Origin of the sequence: Psychrilyobacter atlanticus DSM 19335, assembly GCF_000426625.1 — a bacterium.
Lineage (GTDB): Bacteria > Fusobacteriota > Fusobacteriia > Fusobacteriales > Fusobacteriaceae > Psychrilyobacter > Psychrilyobacter atlanticus.
The window spans coordinates 206,818-225,662 of record NZ_KE384547.1; the positions used below are offsets into that span (position 1 = coordinate 206,818).

An 18,845-nucleotide genomic window follows, 5' to 3' on the forward strand; every position below is an offset into this window, starting at 1 on the left:
TATCAAGAGATGTTATTTTAGTCTATGGGTACTTACCTATAGACTTTTTTTATTATCTGGGAAATCATATTCGCAAAGGGCATCATTAAGAATTATTAAATTAAAATAAGGAGACTGATATGAAATTTAAATTTAACTACTATTACTACTATTATTTATTAAATCTGGGTCATCGCGTATAAGCGATAGATGCAGGTTGATTTTGATGGCCTGCATCTTTAGTAGTTAAACTTTTTTAAGTGAAGCTCAAGGTGTAGTCCTTGGGCTTTTTTATATTGTGTTTTATTGTGAGGAGATGGTTGTAATGGAAAATATTATAAACTTTGTAAACGGAGTTTTATGGGGAAAAAATGTATTGGTTTGGATGTTGATAGGGGCAGGGCTGTTTTTTAGTATAAAAACAAAGTTTGTTCAATTGAGATTGTTTAAGCATATGATATCTTTGGTAAAGTCAAATAATGAAGAAAAAAGTGAAGGGATTACATCTTTCCAAGCTTTCTGTATTAGTACAGCTTCCAGGGTAGGAGCTGGGAACTTGGTAGGAGTTGTAGCGGCAGTATCTATAGGTGGAGCAGGATCTATTTTTTGGATGTGGATAATGGCTGTAATAGGAGCCGCTTCAGCGTTTGCGGAAACTGTTTTGGCTGTTATCTATAGAGAAAAAACTAAAGACGGGAAATTTGTAGGAGGGCCGGCATTTTTCCTACATAAAGGAGTGGGGAAAAAATGGTTAGGAGTGTTGTTTGTAATATCTGCATTGATATGTTGGGCAGGAGTAATGCAGGTTGTTTCGAACTCTGTAACAGAATCTTTTAAGGTGGCTTTTGGAATTGATGAACTTATAGTGACTATAATTTTAATAATATTGACAGGGGTAGTTATATTTGGAAAAAAGGATAAAATATCTATGCTTTTATCAAAATTAGTTCCTATTATGTCTGCACTATACTTATTAGTAGTGTTGTTTATAGTGGTAAAAAATATTGATTTAATACCAGGACTTATAACAGAGATAGTTTCCCAGGCTTTAGGAATTAGGCAGGCAGTAGGGGGGAGTTTAGGAGCAGTTATAATGATTGGGATAAAGAGAGGGTTATTTTCTAATGAAGCAGGTAGTGGTAGTGCCCCTAGTGCGGCAGCATCAGCGGATGTTGATCATCCGGCGAAACAAGGGCTGTTGCAAGCTCTAGGAGTGTTTGTAGATACTATATTAATATGTAGTGCTACAGCTTTTGTAATGTTGTTAGCAGATATAGATAAAACAAATTTAAAGGGGATGAAGTTTTTACAGGAATCTTTTAGATACCATGTAGGAGATTGGGGAGTTATATTTATAGCACTTATATTATTTTTATTTTCCTTTAGTACAGTATTGGGGATCATGTTCTATGCTAAAAACAATATAATTTTTTTATCTGAGAGAGAGATCTTTCAAAATATGTTTAAAGTGTTGGTATTAGTTATGTTATTTCAAGGTGGTATTCAACAAAATCTATTTATCTGGTCTTTGGCAGATTTTGGAATAGGATTGATGACAGTAATTAACCTTATAGGTATAGTATTGTTATCTAAGGAAGTGAAAAGTTGTCTAGATAATTATGAAGGGGTTTTTTTGAAGAAGCAAAAGGCAGATAAAACTAAAGTTACAATATAAAATAAAAAATTTAGACTTTTTTAAAACTTACTGCGTCTGATAGGTATAAGCAAATGAAAATAGTAATATTTTTTTCATTTCTTTCTTTCCTTAAAATAAATATAGAAAAATAAAAACCTCCTAACTGTGTGACTATTACAGGTAGGAGGTTTTTATTTGGAATTTCTTTGATTTTCCTAGAATTTAAAGAGACTGAATTTTGTATATTTTAAATTTTTTACCTATTATTGTTGCTCCTTTGTGAAATTTTATAAAATACATTTAATAAAATAACGTTTAAGTTATCGAGTTAAGAGAGAGAATCAGAAAAATTAGAAATGTTTTTTCATCGGATAACATATCTGTTCTATAGACTGTGAGTCAATAAAAACAATTGTAGATAGAGGCTGTTTAGTTTTCTGATACTGTTTTGCTAAATGTTTTGGAAAAATATAATAAAAAAACAAAATAAGTGTTGACGAAAACTTGTAAACGCGGTATACTTCTTCTTGTCCGCGAGGGAAAGCGAAAGCGACTTGAAGCGAGACAAACAAAAGGACATTAGCAATTAAATAGAGAAAGAAAGTGTAAATTAAAAACTCAATTGTCGTTTAAAACTTTGTTTTAAACAATCGATTAAGGTGTACAGTGGAATGAACCACTATAAAAATAATTATCTTTTAATAGATAGCTAAACTTCATTTATGAAGTTAGGATATAAATTTGAATGTAGAGTTTGATCCTGGCTCAGGATGAACGCTGACAGAATGCTTAACACATGCAAGTCGACTGGAATTCTTCTTCGGAAGATAGTACGGTGGCGGACGGGTGAGTAACGCGTAAAGAATTTGCCCTTCAGACTGGGACAACTAATCGAAAGGTTAGCTAATACCGGATATTATGAGACCTTGGCATCAAGGACTTATGAAAGCTATATGCGCTGAAGGAGAACTTTGCGTTCCATTAGGTAGTTGGTAGGGTAATGGCCTACCAAGCCGACGATGGATAGCCGGCCTGAGAGGGTGAACGGCCACAAGGGGACTGAGACACGGCCCTTACTCCTACGGGAGGCAGCAGTGGGGAATATTGGACAATGGACCAAAAGTCTGATCCAGCAATTCTGTGTGCACGATGAAGGTCTTCGGATTGTAAAGTGCTTTCAGGTGGGAAGAAGAAAGTGACGGTACCACCAGAAGAAGCGACGGCTAAATACGTGCCAGCAGCCGCGGTAATACGTATGTCGCAAGCGTTATCCGGAATTATTGGGCGTAAAGCGAGTCTAGGCGGCTTGTTAAGTCAGATGTGAAAATGCGGGGCTCAACTCCGTATTGCGTTTGAAACTGGCAGGCTAGAGTACTGGAGAGGTGGGCGGAACTACAAGTGTAGAGGTGAAATTCGTAGATATTTGTAGGAATGCCGATAGTGAAGACAGCTCACTGGACAGATACTGACGCTAAAGCTCGAAAGCGTGGGGAGCGAACAGGATTAGATACCCTGGTAGTCCACGCCGTAAACGATGTTCACTGGGTGTAGGGGGTCGAACCTCTGTGCCGAAGCTAACGCGATAAGTGAACCGCCTGGGGAGTACGCACGCAAGTGTGAAACTCAAAGGAATTGACGGGGACCCGCACAAGCGGTGGAGCATGTGGTTTAATTCGACGCAACGCGAGGAACCTTACCAGCACTTGACATACAACGAACTCGTCAGAGATGACTTGGTGCCGCTTCGGTGGAACGTTGATACAGGTGGTGCATGGCTGTCGTCAGCTCGTGTCGTGAGATGTTGGGTTAAGTCCCGCAACGAGCGCAACCCCTATCGTATGTTACCATCATTAAGTTGGGGACTCATGCGAGACTGCCTGCGACGAGCAGGAGGAAGGTGGGGATGACGTCAAGTCATCATGCCCCTTATGTGCTGGGCTACACACGTGCTACAATGGTTGGTACAGAGAGCAGCAATACCGCGAGGTGGAGCAAATCTCAGAAAGCCAATCTTAGTTCGGATCGCAGTCTGCAACTCGACTGCGTGAAGTTGGAATCGCTAGTAATCGCGAATCAGCAATGTCGCGGTGAATACGTTCTCGGGTCTTGTACACACCGCCCGTCACACCACGAGAGTTGGTTGCACCTAAAGTAGCAGGCCTAACCATTTATGGAGGGATGTTCCTAAGGTGTGATTAGCGATTGGGGTGAAGTCGTAACAAGGTATCCGTACCGGAAGGTGCGGATGGATCACCTCCTTTCTAAGGAGCACTTTATGAGATCAGTTTACTGATCTATATAAAGAATATTTACACGTCTCTTTCTCTATTTATTTGGTAATGTTCTCTTTTTTTGAGAGAAAATACCAGTTGGACATTGAAAACTATATAGTAATGAAATAATAAATTAACAATTTTATTAGATCTTCAAGTTATGTGAGAGCATAACGATAATTAACGAAGAGTTAGAAATAACTGAACGTAAATTAGATTTCAAAAATTCTAAAAACAAATTAAGCAAAAAATATTAAAATTCTATTTTAATAATAGGTTAAGAAATTAAGGGCGCACGGAGAATGCCTTGGTAGTAAGAGCCGATGAAGGACGTGATAAGCTGCGATAAGCTAAGACAAGCTGCAATTGAGCGTAATAGTCTTAGATTTCCGAATGGGTAAACCTACTAGTTTGAAGAACTAGTGTGGAAACGGGAACCGGATGAACTGAAACATCTAAGTAATCCGAGGAAGAGAAAGTAAAAACGATTCCCTAAGTAGCGGCGAGCGAACGGGGAAGAGCCCAAACCGAACAAGTGTGATAGCATGCAGGCGTTGCTTGTTGGGGGTAGTGGGATACAGAGTAGCAGATCTGCAAAGTCTGCGCTTGACTAACAGAGGTACTAGAATGAACTGGAAAGTTCAACCGTAGAAGGTGATAGTCCTGTATAGGGAACTTATGTTAGCAAGTCACTGTAATCCCAAGTAGCACGGGACACGAGAAACCCTGTGTGAATCAGCGAGGACCATATCTCGTAAGGCTAAATACTCTTACTAACCGATAGTGAATAGTACCGTGAGGGAAAGGTGAAAAGAACCCCGGGAGGGGAGTGAAATAGAACCTGAAACCGTGTGCTTACAAGCGGTCAGAGCAGAGCCTTCGGGCGTGTGATGGCGTGCCTTTTGGAGAATGATCCTGCGAGTTACGATCAATGGCGAGGTTAAGTATAACGGAGCCGAAGGGAAACCGAGTCTGAATAGGGCGAATTAGTCGTTGGTTGTAGACGCGAAACCTGGTGATCTATGCCTGTCCAAGATGAAGCTGTGGTAAGACACAGTGGAGGTCTGAACCCACCGTCGTTGAAAAGCCGGGGGATGAGGTAGGTATAGGGGTGAAAAGCCAATCGAACCAGGAGATAGCTCGTTCTCTCCGAAATGCATTTAGGTGCAGCCTTGATTGTTTAAATATGGGGGTAGAGCACTGAATGGTCTAGCGGGCATATTGCTTAGCGAAATCAATCAAACTCCGAATACCATATTTCAAGAGATCAGGAGTGAGACTATGGGTACTAAGATCCATGGTCAAAAGGGAAACAGCCCAGACCACCAACTAAGGTCCCAAATTATATCTAAGTGGGAAAGGAGGTGGAGATTCTGAAACAACCAGGATGTTGGCTTAGAAGCAGCCATACATTTAAAGAGTGCGTAATAGCTCACTGGTCGAGAGTCTCTGCGCCGACAATGTAACGGGGCTAAGATATAAACCGAAGTTGTGGAGTATACACTATGTGTAGACTGGTAGGAGAGCGTTCCGTAGGCCGTTGAAGGATAAGGGGTAACCCAATCTGGAGGTATCGGAAGTGAGAATGCAGGAATGAGTAGCGAGAAAGAGGGTGAGAATCCCTCTCGCCGGAAAACCAAGGTTTCCAGAGTAAAGCTTGTCTTCTCTGGGTAAGCCGGGACCTAAGCCGAGGCTAGATTGCGTAGGCGAATGGAAAGCAGTTTAATATTACTGCGCCACTATAATTTGTTTGAGAGATGGAGGGACGCAGAAGGGTATGTGCGCAGACTGTTGGATATGTCTGTGTAAGCATGTAGGATGGAACCGCAGGAAAATCCACGGTTTTAGATCTGAGGTGTGATGCGGAGTGTTTGTAATGAACACGAAGGTACAAATCCCACGCTGCCGAGAAAAGCTTCTATTGAGAATTATAGTGCCCGTACCGTAAACCGACACAGGTGGTTAGGATGAGAAATCTAAGGCGTACAGGCTAACTCTCGCTAAGGAACTCTGCAAAATGGCCCCGTAACTTCGGGAGAAGGGGTGCCATTAAAGGTGATAGAAACACGCGTTCTTGAGCTTTTGATGGCCGCAGTGAAGAGATTCGAGCAACTGTTTAGCAAAAACACAGGTCTATGCTAAGCTGAAAGGCGATGTATATGGGCTGACACCTGCCCAGTGCCGGAAGGTTAAGAGGAGGGTTTAGCGACTCAAATTGAAGCCCCGGTGAACGGCGGCCGTAACTATAACGGTCCTAAGGTAGCGAAATTCCTTGTCGGGTAAGTTCCGACCTGCACGAATGGTGTAATGACTCGAATGCTGTCTTGGCGGGAGGCCTGGTGAAATTGTACTACCGGTGAAGATACCGGTTACCTACAGTAGGACGGAAAGACCCCGTGGAGCTTTACTATAGCTTGGTATTGGGTTGAGATGTTATGTGTATAGGATAGTTGGGAGACTGTGAATGTGTGGCGCTAGCTGCATATGAGTCGCTGGTGGAATACCAACCATATAACATTTTGATTCTAATCTGTGATGTGTAATCATGGAGACAGTGCTAGGTGGGTAGTTTGACTGGGGCGGTCGCCTCCGAAAGAGTAACGGAGGCGTTCAAAGGTTCCCTCAGGTTGGATGGAAATCAACCGAAGAGTGCAATGGCATAAGGGAGCTTGACTGTGAGATAGACACATCGAGCAGGTGCGAAAGCAGGACATAGTGATCCGGTGGTTCCGAATGGAAGGGCCATCGCTCAACGGATAAAAGCTACCCCGGGGATAACAGGCTGATTTTGCCCGAGAGTCCATATCGACGGCAAAGTTTGGCACCTCGATGTCGGCTCATCGCATCCTGGGGCTGGAGAAGGTCCCAAGGGTTGGGCTGTTCGCCCATTAAAGCGGTACGTGAGCTGGGTTCAGAACGTCGTGAGACAGTTCGGTCCCTATCCACTGTAGGCGTAAGAATATTGATGAGATCTGTCCTTAGTACGAGAGGACCGGGATGGACAAACCTCTAATGTACCAGTTGTCATGCCAATGGCATAGCTGGGTAGTCACGTTTGGAATGGATAACCGCTGAAAGCATCTAAGCGGGAAGCCAACTCAGAGATAAGTATTCTATCATTGATAAGTCACCTTCGAGACTAGGAGGTTGATAGGTTGGGGGTGTAAGGGCTGTGAAGTCTTTAGCTGACCAATACTAATATGACGAACACTTTACCTAAAGTAAAATTGATTTAGAAGAAAAGAGTTAATTTAGAAAAAACATTATTATATAGTTTTGAATGTTTAACCGTAAAGGTCATCACCAAAACACTAAGATTTATTTAATAAATCAAGGGTTTTGTGATAACAATATTCAATAAGAAAGTAAGCTTGGTAAGAAAAGCTACGGGGGTACACCTGGTCACATTCCGAACCCAGAAGTTAAGTCCGTAAACGCCGAAAGTACTTAGGGGGCAGCCCCTTGGGAGGATAGGAACTTGCCAAGTCTTTTTTATTTTTTGAAGAAATTCAAAAAGCTGAAGGAGTCATCAACTAATATTGATGGCTCCTTTTTTATGTATACTATCAAAAATAAAACTTTAACTCCTCCCGTAGAGCATGTCCATATTTGGTAGTCTCAGAAAGTTTAAAAGAAAAAGAACGCAAATACTGTCGCATACACAGAAGGAACTCTAATGATTACAGGTTTATTTTTTAGGTTAAAAACAAAGAAAAGATTTTTTATCTGTGTAATCTACTACAAAAATAGAAAATTTAAAAGTTAGTGTCCCTTTTTTCTTAGGAGGGAGAGGAAAAGAGAGATAACTTCTAACTCTAAAAAAGATATTTTAATCCATGAAGATCAGAGAATTTTAATTCATATAAATCAGTGTCAAAAATGAGTTTCAACCAAGAAAATAAAAAGACAAAGGTAATAATATTTTATGTGATATAATAAATAATAGCTAGATTTTAATAACAATTTATGAGTTTTAAATACTTATAAATCCAAGGGAGAAGAGAGAATGGAAAGTAAAAAAAGGTTTTATAAACAATTGATAACTATAGCAGTACCTATAGCTATGCAAAGTATGATCTCCTCCTCGGTAAATATGGCAGATGTATTTATGATTGGGAAACTAGGCGCAACTAAGTTGGCTGCCTTGGGGTTAGCCAATCAAATAATGTTTTTAATGGCACTCCTATTATATGGGGTAAATAGTGGATCGGCAGTTTTTATGTCGCAATTTTGGGGAAAAAAAGATAAAGAAAGTTTATATAAGGTGTTGGGAATAGCTCTTATAGCTAGTATATTTGTAGGTATAATTTTTTTTGCAGGTGGGCAATTTGCTCCAGAGTTTTTGATAAAGATATATTCTCCGGACATAGAAGTAATAAACTTAGGAGCCTCGTATTTAAAGATAGTAAGTTGGTCATATATAATAACAGCAATATCCATGGTGTATGGAATTCAGCTTAGGAGTGTAGGTATCTTGAAATTGGGTGTCTCTACCAGTGTAGTCAGTTTGGTAGTTAATGTCTTTTTTAATTATGTATTAATATTTGGAAATTTAGGGTTTCCGAAATTAGGGATAGAGGGAGCTGCAATAGCTACTTTAATTGCCAGAATTATAGAGATGACAATAATAGTAAGTTTAGTATATAAAAATAAATACCCATTGGCTTGTAAGATAAAAGAAATGGTAAAAATTGATAGAAAGTTTCTGAAAAAATTCACTCTGACTACTGCACCGGTTATAGCAAATGAGATGCTTTGGGCTCTTGGAATGACTGCTTATGCTATGGTATATGCTAGGATGAGTACTGAATCAGTAGCAGTAATAAACATTGTGGATAGTATTGCTAAAATATTATTTACAGGGTTCTTTGGTATTGCCAGTGCAACAGCAGTAATGATAGGACATAAAATTGGAGAAAAAGAAGAGGAAGAAGCTATTAAATATGCATACCTATTGGGGAAAATATCTGTATATATAGGGATAGTAACAGGAGTAATCATGGTTATAATCATAAAACCGTTACTAAGTTTTTATAATTTAGAGGTGGAAGTTTATGACTTAGTGGTAAAAACAACTTATATGCTGGCAGTTCTGACACCGTTTAAAAGTTTTACAGCAACTACAGTGGTAGGAATATTAAGGGCTGGAGGAGATGTGAAATATTGTTTGGTCTTAGATATAACAGCACTTTGGCTTGTGGGAATACCTCTTGTGATCTATGGAGGATTGACCTTGGGGTTGCCTATCTATATAGTTTATGGACTGGCCGGAAGTGAGGAAGTTATAAAGTTTATTTTTAGTGTTAGGAGAGTTATTTCAAAAAAATGGATTACAAATTTAGTGGAAAATATGTAGGAGGAAAAGATGGGATTAATTGAGAAATTGGAGTTGAATCCAATAATAGCGGCAGTAAAAGATGAAAAAACATTGAGAGAAGCCTTAAATAGTGATATAGAGGTAATCTTTCTTTTAAAATCAACTATATTAACCATTGAGACAATGGTGGAGAAAATAAAAAAAACGGGTAAGATTGTTTTTGTACATATAGATTTGATAGATGGTATGTCCCCTACAGTAGATGCACTTGAATATTTAAATGAAAAGACAGAATTGGATGGAATTATTAGTACTAAATCAGCCTTGATAAAGGAGGCTAAAAAACGAAAATTACTGACAATACAAAGATTTTTTATCTTGGATTCTATCTCATATAAAAATAGTTTGAAATATGCTAGGGCAACTAAGCCAGATATTGTAGAAATCTTACCAGGAGCTATGCCAAAAATAATAAAAAGATTTTTATATAATTATAAATGTCCTCTTATAGCAAGTGGAATAATAATGGATAAAGAGGATGTTATATTAGCTCTAAAAGCCGGAGCTATAGGTATATCTACAACTAAATCAGACATATGGACTTTGTGAAATGTTTCATAGACAGACTATACGTATAAAAAAAACACATAAATTTGACAAAACAAAAAAATAAAGGTATTCTCTTAGTAGAAAGAAATATAAATCTTAGAGACCGAGAGAAGATTAATTACTATCCTGTTAAAGGGATACATTTTTTAATCTTCTTTTTTATTGGGTTTATAATTTGGACGAAGTTTTGGCCGCGGTATCATTATAAATAAAGGGGGTTTGTAGATGAAAAGTAAAGGAATTATAGGTGAATGTTTAGCTGAATTTCTAGGGACAGGAATTTTAATATTTTTTGGAGTAGGTTGTGTAGCAGCACTAGTAGTAGCAGGTGTTGACATGGGACAATGGGAAATTAGTATCGTTTGGGGATTAGGTGTAACTATGGCAATATATGTAACAGCTGGAGTATCAGGAGCACATTTAAATCCAGCAGTAACTTTGGCACTAATGACTCGTAGAGGATTTGAAAAATCTAAGGTTTTACCGTATATTGTATCTCAAATTTTAGGAGCTTTCTCATCAGCAGGGTTAGTTTACTTTCTTTATAGACATCTATTTGTAGCTTACGACAAAGCTCATGGAATAATCAGAGGAAGTGTAGAAAGTTTATCTACAGCAGGAATTTTTTCTACGTACCCAAATCCACATATCGATAACTTTCAAGCATTTGTAGTGGAAGTTGTAATAACAGCAGTACTTATGATGACAATTTTTGCAGTTGGAGATGACCAAAATGGTGCTCCTAAAGGACATACATCAGCGATCTTAGTTGGTATAGTAATTGCAGTAATTGGAGCATCTATGGGACCACTTACAGGATTTGCTATGAATCCAGCTAGAGATTTTGGACCGAAATTATTTGCATTTTTCGCAGGATGGGGAAAGGTAGCCTTTACAGGTGGCTTGGCAAATCCATATTTCTGGGTACCAATCTTAGGACCGATAGTTGGGGCACAGCTTGGAGGGTTAGTATACGATAAAGTGATTGCAACAAACCTACCAAAGGGTGTTTGTGATTTAGAAAATAAAGAAGAATGTGAGGAAGAAATCGGAGTATTTAACAACTAAAAAATAGGAGGCTTAAAAGATGGCAAAGAAATATGTTATAGCATTAGACCAAGGAACTACAAGCTCAAGAGCAATTATTTTTGATAAAAGTGGGCATATTGTAGGTTCTTCACAAAGAGAATTTACTCAAATATATCCTAAAGCAGGATGGGTAGAGCACGATCCAATGGAAATATGGGCTACTCAAAGTTCAATGTTAACAGAAGTTTTAGCTAAAACAGGAATTAAGCCTGAAGAAGTAGCAAGTATCGGAATCACAAACCAAAGAGAAACAGCAGTAGTATGGGAAAAAAGTACAGGAAAACCTGTATACAATGCTATAGTATGGCAATGTAGAAGAACTGCTTCTATCTGCGATGATATCAAAGAGCAAGGGCATGAGGGATATATAAGAAAAAATACAGGATTAGTAGTGGATGCTTATTTTAGTGGTACTAAGGTTAAGTGGATCTTAGATAACGTAGAAGGAGCCCGTGAAAAAGCAGAAAATGGAGAGTTACTTTTCGGGACTATCGATACTTGGTTGATTTGGAAATTAACTAATGGAAAAACTCATGTGACTGACTATACAAATGCATCTAGAACTATGTTATTTAATATAAAAGAGTTAAAATGGGATGAAAAACTATTAGAAATATTAGATGTACCAAAATCTATGTTACCAGAAGTGAAAAATTCAAGTGAAATTTATGGAGAAACTAACTTAGGTGGTAAAGGTGGATTTAGAATTCCTATCGCTGGGATAGCAGGAGATCAGCAGGCTGCATTATTTGGACAAGCTGGTTTTAAACCAGGAGATGCAAAGAATACCTATGGTACAGGATGTTTCTTACTTATGAATACAGGAACAGAGATGGTGGAATCTAAAAATGGATTGTTAACTACTATTGCTATTGGAATTGATGGAAAGGTAGAATATGCTTTAGAAGGAAGTGTATTTGTAGGTGGAGCATCGGTACAATGGCTTCGTGATGAGATGGGACTTATCAAAGATGCAGCAGATACTGAGTATTTTGCTAATAAAGTAAAGGATAGTAACGGTGTATATGTAGTACCTGCATTTGTAGGACTAGGATCTCCGTATTGGGATATGTATGCAAGAGGATGTATTGTAGGTCTTACTCGTGGCGCTAATAGAAATCATATTATAAGAGCGACTTTAGAAGCAATAGCATACCAAAGTAAAGATCTTATAGAAGCTATGCAAGATGATTCAGGAATAAAATTATCTAGTTTAAAAGTTGATGGTGGAGCAGTTGCAAATAATTTCTTGATGCAATTTCAATCAGATATCTTAGGAGCAGAAGTGTTAAGACCTGAAGTGACTGAGACTACAGCTTTAGGAGCTGCTTATCTAGCTGGTCTTGCTGTTGGATTCTGGAATGATAAAGATGAAATAATGGAAAAATGGAACTTAGATAGATTGTATGAGCCTAAGTTAGATGAAGAGACAAAAGAAACATTGTATAAAGGTTGGAAAAAAGCAGTGACTAGATCACAAGATTGGGAAAATGACTAAAAAAATAGAATTGTTTAAGCTGACTTTTCTTTAGTAAGAAAAGAGAGAAACAATAATTTATTTAACAATTAAAAGGTGGTTTCTGTATTCTACAGGAATCATCTTTTTTAAAAAAATGGGGGATATATTTTATGAATAAAATATTTTTTAATAAAAAAGAGACTATTGTAGATGATGCAATTAATGGTTTATTATTAACTAATAAACATAATAATTTAATGAAATTAAATCTTGGAGAAAATATAAGAGTAATCTCTAGAAAAAATATAGAAAAAAATAAAGTATCTATTATTTCTGGAGGAGGATCAGGTCATGAACCTGCACATGCAGGTTTTGTAGGAAAAGGAATGTTAAGTGCTGCTGTTTGTGGAGATATATTTGCTTCTCCTAGTATAGATGCAGTTTTAAATGCAATATTATCTGTCTCTGGAAAAGCAGGTTGTTTACTAATAGTAAAAAATTATACTGGAGATCGTTTAAATTTTGGTTTAGCTGCTGAAAGAGCTAAAAAAATGGGAATACCAGTAGAAGTAGTAATAGTAAAAGAAGATATTGCAATAGAAAAAGCAGATCAACCTCGTGGACTAGCAGGGACTCTTTTTATTCATAAAGTAGCAGGATATTATGCAGAACAAGGAGCTTCACTAGAAAAAGTTAAAAAAATGGCAGAAGAATGCAATGAACGAATCGCAACAATAGGTGTAGCTATCACTAATTGTAGAATTCCAGGGGTAGATTATACGGATAGAATGAAACAAGGGGAAGCTGAATTAGGATTAGGTATTCATGGTGAACCAGGAATAAATTTACTAAAACATACACAAGCCCAAGAATTGAGTAGAGAGCTTATGGAGAAATTAGAAAAACATAACTCTAAAGATGAAAAATATGCAATACTAATTAACAATTTAGGTGGAATATCTCCTTTAGAGATGAATTTAATTACAAATGATATTTTTAAAGAAAAATTCTTTAATTCGTGTGATTATTTTATGGGACCTAATGCTTATATGACATCTATTGATATGAAAGGGTTTTCTATATCTTCAATACAATTGACTGAGGACATATTAGTAGCGTTACAAAGTAAAGTAGAAGTAGAATCATGGACAGGAATTACACCTAAAAGAGTAATTACAAATGAAGAATCACAAAATTTCACAACGAATATAGAATATAGGGCTACTAGAAATGAAAACGTAAAAGAAATATTAGAAGCGATATGTCATGCCATTATTAATTCAGAAACAGAACTTAATAGGTTAGATAGTTTGGTCGGAGATGGTGATACTGGATCCACATTTAAAAGTGGAGCAAATGAAATTTTAAATTTTTCTAGAAATAATGATCTTCCATTAAATGATATGGGAATATTGTTTGAAGTAATAGGGGAAAAATTAGCTGTTGTTATGGGAGGATCTAGTGGCGTATTATTATCTATATTCTTTACTGCTTCAGGAGCTGAATATGAAATCACAAAGAATATCTATAAGTCATTACTTAAAGGATTAGAACAAATGAAATTTTTTGGTGGAGCTAATATAGGAGACTGCACAATGATTGATGCTTTAGAGCCTGCATTATTAGCATTAGAAAAATATGGGATAGATAAAGCTATAGAAGAGGCTAAGAATGGAGCTGATTCAACGTCGAAAATGTTAAAAGCGAAAGCAGGACGTTCTTCATATGTTAATGAAGAAAACTTAGATGGTGTAAAAGATCCAGGGGCATTAGCAATAGAAAATATATTTACTTCATTAAAAAAATAATTTTATTATTTATTTAATATAGAAAGAAACTCCAAATTTTATTGGGGTTTCTTTCTTTCGTATTAATTTTGTTGTTATGAAATGGCGGGGGATTAGATATATTTTTTTAGGATTAACAGAGAATAGCTATCTGATATAAACCTTGAAATAAATCTACTTTTAGAGTATTCTTATAATCGAGAACAAAAATAAATAGGGGGAAAATGATGAAGTTGAGAGAATTGATGGAAAAGAAGAATTTAGATGGTATATTGATAACAGATCTAGTAAATTTGAGATATTTTACAGGGTTTACAGGAACAACAGGGATAGCCCTAGCAACTAAAAAAGGGAAATATTTTTTTGTTGATTTTAGATATGTAGCTCAAGCTAATGAGGAAGTAATTCCTAATGGATTCGAAGTTGTTGTAATCGAAAGACCAGCAGAAAATAAAATATGTGAAATTTTAAAAGATGAAAATATAGTAAAATTAGGGATAGAAGACGGCAATGTAACGTTATCTGCATATAATGGATATGTAGAAAAATTTAAAGGTGTAGAATTTATCTCTCTAGGTGATAATTTTACAAGAATTAGAATGGTGAAGACAGAGGCAGAGATTGAAAATATAAAAATAGCTGCGGATATAGCTGATAAAGCGTTTGCAAAGATACTTCCTTTAATAAAAGAAGGGGCAGTAGAAAATGATATAAAAACAGAATTGGAATATGAGATGAAAAAATTAGGAGCAGAGGGTCCCTCGTTTGATACTATAATTGCTTCTAATTATAGATCTGCAATGCCACATGGAGTAGCCAGTGAGAAAAAAATAGACAGAGATGGATTTGTAAAATTTGATTTTGGATGTTTTTATAAGGGATATGCTTCAGATATGACGAGAACAGTTTATTTTGGAGATCAGCCTAGTGAGAAACATTTAGACATCTACAATACAGTTTTAGAAGCACAGTTAAAAGCTATAAACGCAGTAAAAGTAGGGATGAGTACTAGAGAATTGGATAAGATAGCAAGAGATCATATAACATCTAAGGGGTATGGTGAAAACTTTGGTCATGGATTGGGTCATGGAGTAGGATTAGAAATTCATGAACTGCCAAATGTATCTGGAAAATCTGAAGACTTTATTTTGGAAGAAAACATGGTTATTACTATTGAACCTGGAGTTTATATAGATGGGTTTGGAGGAGTAAGGATAGAAGACGATGTAGTAGTAAAAAAAGGTGGTTATGAGATCTTAAACAATACAACTAAGGAATTGATAGTTATTAAATAATTAGAAGACTAAAAAGGTTAGGAAGATTTATATTTTTCTAACCTTTTTATTTATTTTAGAAGGATTATTTTTTCGAAAATTTTCCTCACATTTAGATTTAATAGTTATGGTTTACAACTAGTTTAACATTTTATAATTATTTTATGAAATATTTTAGAATTATATTCCTAAAAAAAATGTGGTATAATCATCTGTAAGCGAGAATAAGAAAACAAATTTGGAGGGTAGAGATTTGGAAGAAAATTATATAATTAGTAAAGCAATAGAAGACGATATTGTCGGAATATATAATCTACTTCATAGGGAATTTGTAAAAAAATATTCTCCTAATTCAGAAAAAGAAGAGTTGGAAAAACATAAAAAATGGTATAAATTTTGGATAAAATCGCCATATTATCTTATCTATGTTATAAAAGATTCAAAGGGGAAAGTCGTAGGTCAGATAAGGTATGAGATAGATGGAGAAATATCTATAATTAGTATATATTTGGATAAAGCAAATAGAGGTAAAGGGCTGGGAAAAACATTTGTAGAAAGATCTATTGAAGAGTTAAAAGCTGAAAAAGAAGATGTGGAATTGATTGTAGCCTATATTTTAGAAGAGAATGATATATCTAAAAAGATGTTTCTTAACTTTGGTTTTTTATTCAGTGAGAAGAAAAACTATAATGGAATTGAGCATTTAATTTATACGAAAAAAATAAGGTGAATTTATACGAAAAAAAATAGAAATCATAGGGAAATATTGACATAGATAATGTTGACAAAAGGTTATAAATAGAATATACTTGATTGAAGAAACAGATGGCTTAAAAGCAGAACTTTCATTAATACCACCAAAGTGTGTTTGTATTTAATGGGATTCTAGGATTCTATCTGAAAAAAATACACGGAGGTACAACATGTTAAAAGGTACAGTTAAATGGTTCAACGAAGAAAAAGGATTTGGATTTATTCAAGGTGAGGATGGAAACGATTATTTCGCACATTTCTCTCAAATCAACAAAGAAGGATTCAAAACTTTAAAAGAAGGGGAAGAAGTAACTTTCGACGTAACTGAAGGTGCAAAAGGTCCTCAAGCTTCAAACATTGAAGTTTTATAATTGATTGAAATTAAGCGATAAGGTCTCGGCCTTGTCGCTTTTTTATTATATAATTTTTTTATTAAAGAACTTTTGCACAAGTCTGGCATTTAAGTTATAATGAATAAAAATTACTGCCGAAGGGGGCCGATATGTTAAGAAAAAAGAACAGACATATATTTAGAAAAATCATTTTAACGTTTCTTGGGATAGTGTTATTATTTGCAATTTATCAATACATGCAGGTAAGAAGAGAGGTCTTATATAATAGGGAAAATGGACCTAAAGCTATAGCTAATATATTGGATATGGGGATAGAGGAATCTTCAGGGATAATTCTATCAGTAGATAAAAAAGATTATTATTGGACCCATGGAGATTCGGTAGATTATGGTGAAACTCCTAGAACCAGTATTCATGGATTCAGGTTTGATAGTACAGGAACAAGGGATCATCAAGAGGTAATTTTAGATGGAGTAACTAACCTAGACTGGGGAGATATTGCCAAGGATAAAAGAGGAAACTTAATAGTGGCAGATACTGGAGATAACCTTGTACGGAAAAACTTTGTTTTATACAGATTTAAAGAGCCTAAGTTAGGTCAGAAAAAAGTAGAAAAAAATGATATAAAGAAGATAACGTTTAGATTCCCAGGTGGGGAAGAACTAAACAATGAAGCTGTATTCTATGGGGATAAGAGTATCTATATCTTAAATAAAGAATATGGAAAAACTGTGATGTATCGTTTGATGGATAAAAATATCGATACAAGAAGAGTCAATATTGCAGACTATATAGGGGAATTTGAATTTTTAGGCGGCTCTAGTTTGTCAAACTACATGGATGCGGCAACTGGTGCTGATATCTCAAAGGATGAAATGACTATGGTCTTCAATACCTATAAAGGGATCTATATGTTTAAAAGAGATAAGAAAAATATTAATTTTTTTGACGGTGAAGTATATTACCACCCATTAAAATGGGATTTTAGGATAAATCAATATGAGGCTGTAGCTTTTACAAAGGATGAAAAAAACTTGGTGTTGACGACAGAACAGGGGAATGTCTATAAAGTAGACGTAGATAATTTTCAGTTGTTAAGAGAAGCGGAATCTACCGAAGCTATTAGAGAAAAATCTATTGAAATCGGAGGAGATAGACAAGGGATAACATATAAGATAAAGCATATGGTCTATCTGATCCAAGTAATGGTAATGGATATAATATTTAGATAAAATAGCAGAAAGGGTGATTCCATGAATCACCCTTTCTGCTATATCTGTATAGATTAATGAAAAATCTTTAGAATTTATATCCTATATCGAAGTAGTGTCCAACTCCGCTAGTGTCTTGTGTTGCACCATTTGTAATTACACCATCGTCGAAGTTAGCCATGTTATTGAATACTTTTAACCCATAACCGATTGCCCAGTCATTGTTGTGCCAGTAGATTCCATTGTACCATTGTAATGAATCTTTAGTTCTTCCTTCATTTTCAGCAATTTTATCAGCACCGAAGTCATATGTTACATATCCTTGGTAAGATACAAATGATCCATTTTCAAAGAAGTGTAATGGCTTAAACCAGTTCCATTGTAATGAATATCCGTCCCAGTGACCTTCTGCATTTGAACCAAAATCTTCTCTTTTATATGTAGATAATAAACTTAATCCAGTAGTTCCGAACCAAGGTACTTCCACATCGGTACCTAGACCAATACCATTATGCCATAAACCACCGAATTTACCACTATCTCCAGCTTTGATCCAAGTAGAGATATACCACTCTTTAAACGGCCCGATAGACAGGTCTTTTCCAGTCATCCCGTCGATGGAGAATCTAGGTTTGATCTCTGCAAAAAAGTTATCTCCGCCATAAGAGTCATTATTTGTAGAACCAAATATATTCTTTAAATCTACATAACCATAAAGGTCCATAACTCCTTTTCTTCCACCAAATTCTAATTCTAAATAAGTGTCATTTTTTTGTCCACCTGGATTTTTTTGATCTAAACCTTGCATAACTTTAAAGTTGAAAAATAAGTTGTCGTTCTTATTTACATCTTGAGAATAATGCTCAGCACTGGCAACCATACCGGTTGTCAATAAAGTTAACCCTAATAATACTTTTCTCATATCATTTCCTCCTAAAAAAATAATAAAACGTTAATGATCCATTAAATATTCTTAATGCTCACTAAAAATTTTACTATATTTTCTATAGATTGTAAAGGAGTGTTTTGAATCAGAATAAAATGATTTTTAAAAGTGCAAATTATGTTTTGGAGTTATGGTTGATCATACTATTTTTATTTTTTA

General features: G+C 35.9%; 11 protein-coding genes and 3 rRNA genes. 13 read left to right on the forward strand and 1 reads right to left on the reverse strand.

Features of this window, described 5'->3' with window-relative positions; translation table 11 throughout:
- Positions 1-304 precede the first annotated feature (304 nt).
- The 13 genes from K337_RS0101470 to K337_RS0101530 all read left to right on the forward strand — a co-directional run bounded on the left by K337_RS0101470 (position 305) and on the right by K337_RS0101530 (position 17,761).
- Positions 305-1,654: an alanine/glycine:cation symporter family protein gene (locus K337_RS0101470; protein ID WP_342663209.1), complete on the forward strand. Its 1,350-nt coding sequence runs from the start codon at positions 305-307 to the stop codon at positions 1,652-1,654.
- Positions 1,655-2,357: 703 nt separating this feature from the next.
- A 16S ribosomal RNA gene (locus tag K337_RS0101475) occupies positions 2,358-3,876 on the forward strand.
- 287 nt (positions 3,877-4,163) lie between these two features.
- Positions 4,164-7,107, forward strand: a 23S ribosomal RNA gene (locus K337_RS0101480).
- A gap of 151 nt (positions 7,108-7,258) precedes the next feature.
- Positions 7,259-7,375: ribosomal RNA gene (gene rrf / locus K337_RS0101485) — 5S ribosomal RNA — on the forward strand.
- Together the 16S, 23S and 5S rRNA genes form the textbook arrangement of a ribosomal RNA operon.
- A 519-nt stretch (positions 7,376-7,894) precedes the next feature.
- Positions 7,895-9,244 (forward strand): MATE family efflux transporter, encoded by a 1,350-nt coding sequence (locus K337_RS0101490; protein WP_028855007.1) that lies wholly within the window; start codon positions 7,895-7,897, stop codon positions 9,242-9,244.
- 9 nt (positions 9,245-9,253) lie between these two features.
- Positions 9,254-9,814: a glycerol-3-phosphate responsive antiterminator gene (locus K337_RS0101495; protein ID WP_028855008.1), complete on the forward strand. Its 561-nt coding sequence runs from the start codon at positions 9,254-9,256 to the stop codon at positions 9,812-9,814.
- Between the two features lie 225 nt (positions 9,815-10,039).
- On the forward strand, positions 10,040-10,882 hold the full coding sequence (locus K337_RS0101500; RefSeq protein WP_028855009.1) for an MIP/aquaporin family protein: 843 nt from the start codon (positions 10,040-10,042) through the stop codon (positions 10,880-10,882).
- Between the two features lie 19 nt (positions 10,883-10,901).
- Entirely contained in the window at positions 10,902-12,401 is a 1,500-nt protein-coding gene (glpK, locus tag K337_RS0101505; protein ID WP_028855010.1) for a glycerol kinase GlpK, read from the forward strand.
- 131 nt (positions 12,402-12,532) lie between these two features.
- Positions 12,533-14,170 carry a dihydroxyacetone kinase subunit DhaK gene (locus K337_RS0101510; RefSeq protein WP_028855011.1) on the forward strand — a complete coding sequence of 546 codons (1,638 nt, stop codon included), beginning with the start codon at positions 12,533-12,535 and terminating at the stop codon, positions 14,168-14,170.
- A 206-nt stretch (positions 14,171-14,376) separates the two neighbouring features.
- The gene (locus K337_RS0101515; RefSeq protein ID WP_028855012.1) at positions 14,377-15,444 is read left to right on the forward strand and encodes a M24 family metallopeptidase; all 1,068 of its coding nucleotides are present in this window, start codon (positions 14,377-14,379) and stop codon (positions 15,442-15,444) included.
- A 232-nt stretch (positions 15,445-15,676) separates the two neighbouring features.
- Entirely contained in the window at positions 15,677-16,153 is a 477-nt protein-coding gene (locus K337_RS0101520; protein ID WP_028855013.1) for a GNAT family N-acetyltransferase, read from the forward strand.
- Positions 16,154-16,346: 193 nt separating this feature from the next.
- Positions 16,347-16,547: a cold-shock protein gene (locus K337_RS0101525; RefSeq protein WP_028855014.1), complete on the forward strand. Its 201-nt coding sequence runs from the start codon at positions 16,347-16,349 to the stop codon at positions 16,545-16,547.
- A gap of 131 nt (positions 16,548-16,678) precedes the next feature.
- Positions 16,679-17,761, forward strand: a complete 1,083-nt coding sequence (locus K337_RS0101530) for a hypothetical protein (protein WP_028855015.1) — start codon at positions 16,679-16,681, stop codon at positions 17,759-17,761.
- A 67-nt stretch (positions 17,762-17,828) separates the two neighbouring features.
- On the opposite strand, the gene K337_RS0101535 is transcribed toward K337_RS0101530, so the two are convergent.
- Complete coding sequence (locus tag K337_RS0101535; protein ID WP_028855016.1) at positions 17,829-18,662, reverse strand: nucleoside-specific channel-forming Tsx family protein; 834 nt, start codon at positions 18,660-18,662, stop codon at positions 17,829-17,831.
- Positions 18,663-18,845: the final 183 nt, after the last annotated feature.

What these genes read in the sequence shown, in the direction of transcription:
- K337_RS0101470 (WP_342663209.1), top strand. Translation starts at nt 305, where the DNA reads ATGGAAAATATTATAAACTTTGTAAACGGAGTTTTATGGGGAAAAAAT.
- K337_RS0101490 (WP_028855007.1), top strand. Translation starts at nt 7,895, where the DNA reads ATGGAAAGTAAAAAAAGGTTTTATAAACAATTGATAACTATAGCAGTA.
- K337_RS0101495 (WP_028855008.1), top strand. Translation starts at nt 9,254, where the DNA reads ATGGGATTAATTGAGAAATTGGAGTTGAATCCAATAATAGCGGCAGTA.
- K337_RS0101500 (WP_028855009.1), top strand. Translation starts at nt 10,040, where the DNA reads ATGAAAAGTAAAGGAATTATAGGTGAATGTTTAGCTGAATTTCTAGGG.
- glpK (WP_028855010.1), top strand. Translation starts at nt 10,902, where the DNA reads ATGGCAAAGAAATATGTTATAGCATTAGACCAAGGAACTACAAGCTCA.
- K337_RS0101510 (WP_028855011.1), top strand. Translation starts at nt 12,533, where the DNA reads ATGAATAAAATATTTTTTAATAAAAAAGAGACTATTGTAGATGATGCA.
- K337_RS0101515 (WP_028855012.1), top strand. Translation starts at nt 14,377, where the DNA reads ATGAAGTTGAGAGAATTGATGGAAAAGAAGAATTTAGATGGTATATTG.
- K337_RS0101525 (WP_028855014.1), top strand. Translation starts at nt 16,347, where the DNA reads ATGTTAAAAGGTACAGTTAAATGGTTCAACGAAGAAAAAGGATTTGGA.
- K337_RS0101530 (WP_028855015.1), top strand. Translation starts at nt 16,679, where the DNA reads ATGTTAAGAAAAAAGAACAGACATATATTTAGAAAAATCATTTTAACG.
- K337_RS0101535 (WP_028855016.1), bottom strand. Translation starts at nt 18,662, where the DNA reads ATGAGAAAAGTATTATTAGGGTTAACTTTATTGACAACCGGTATGGTT.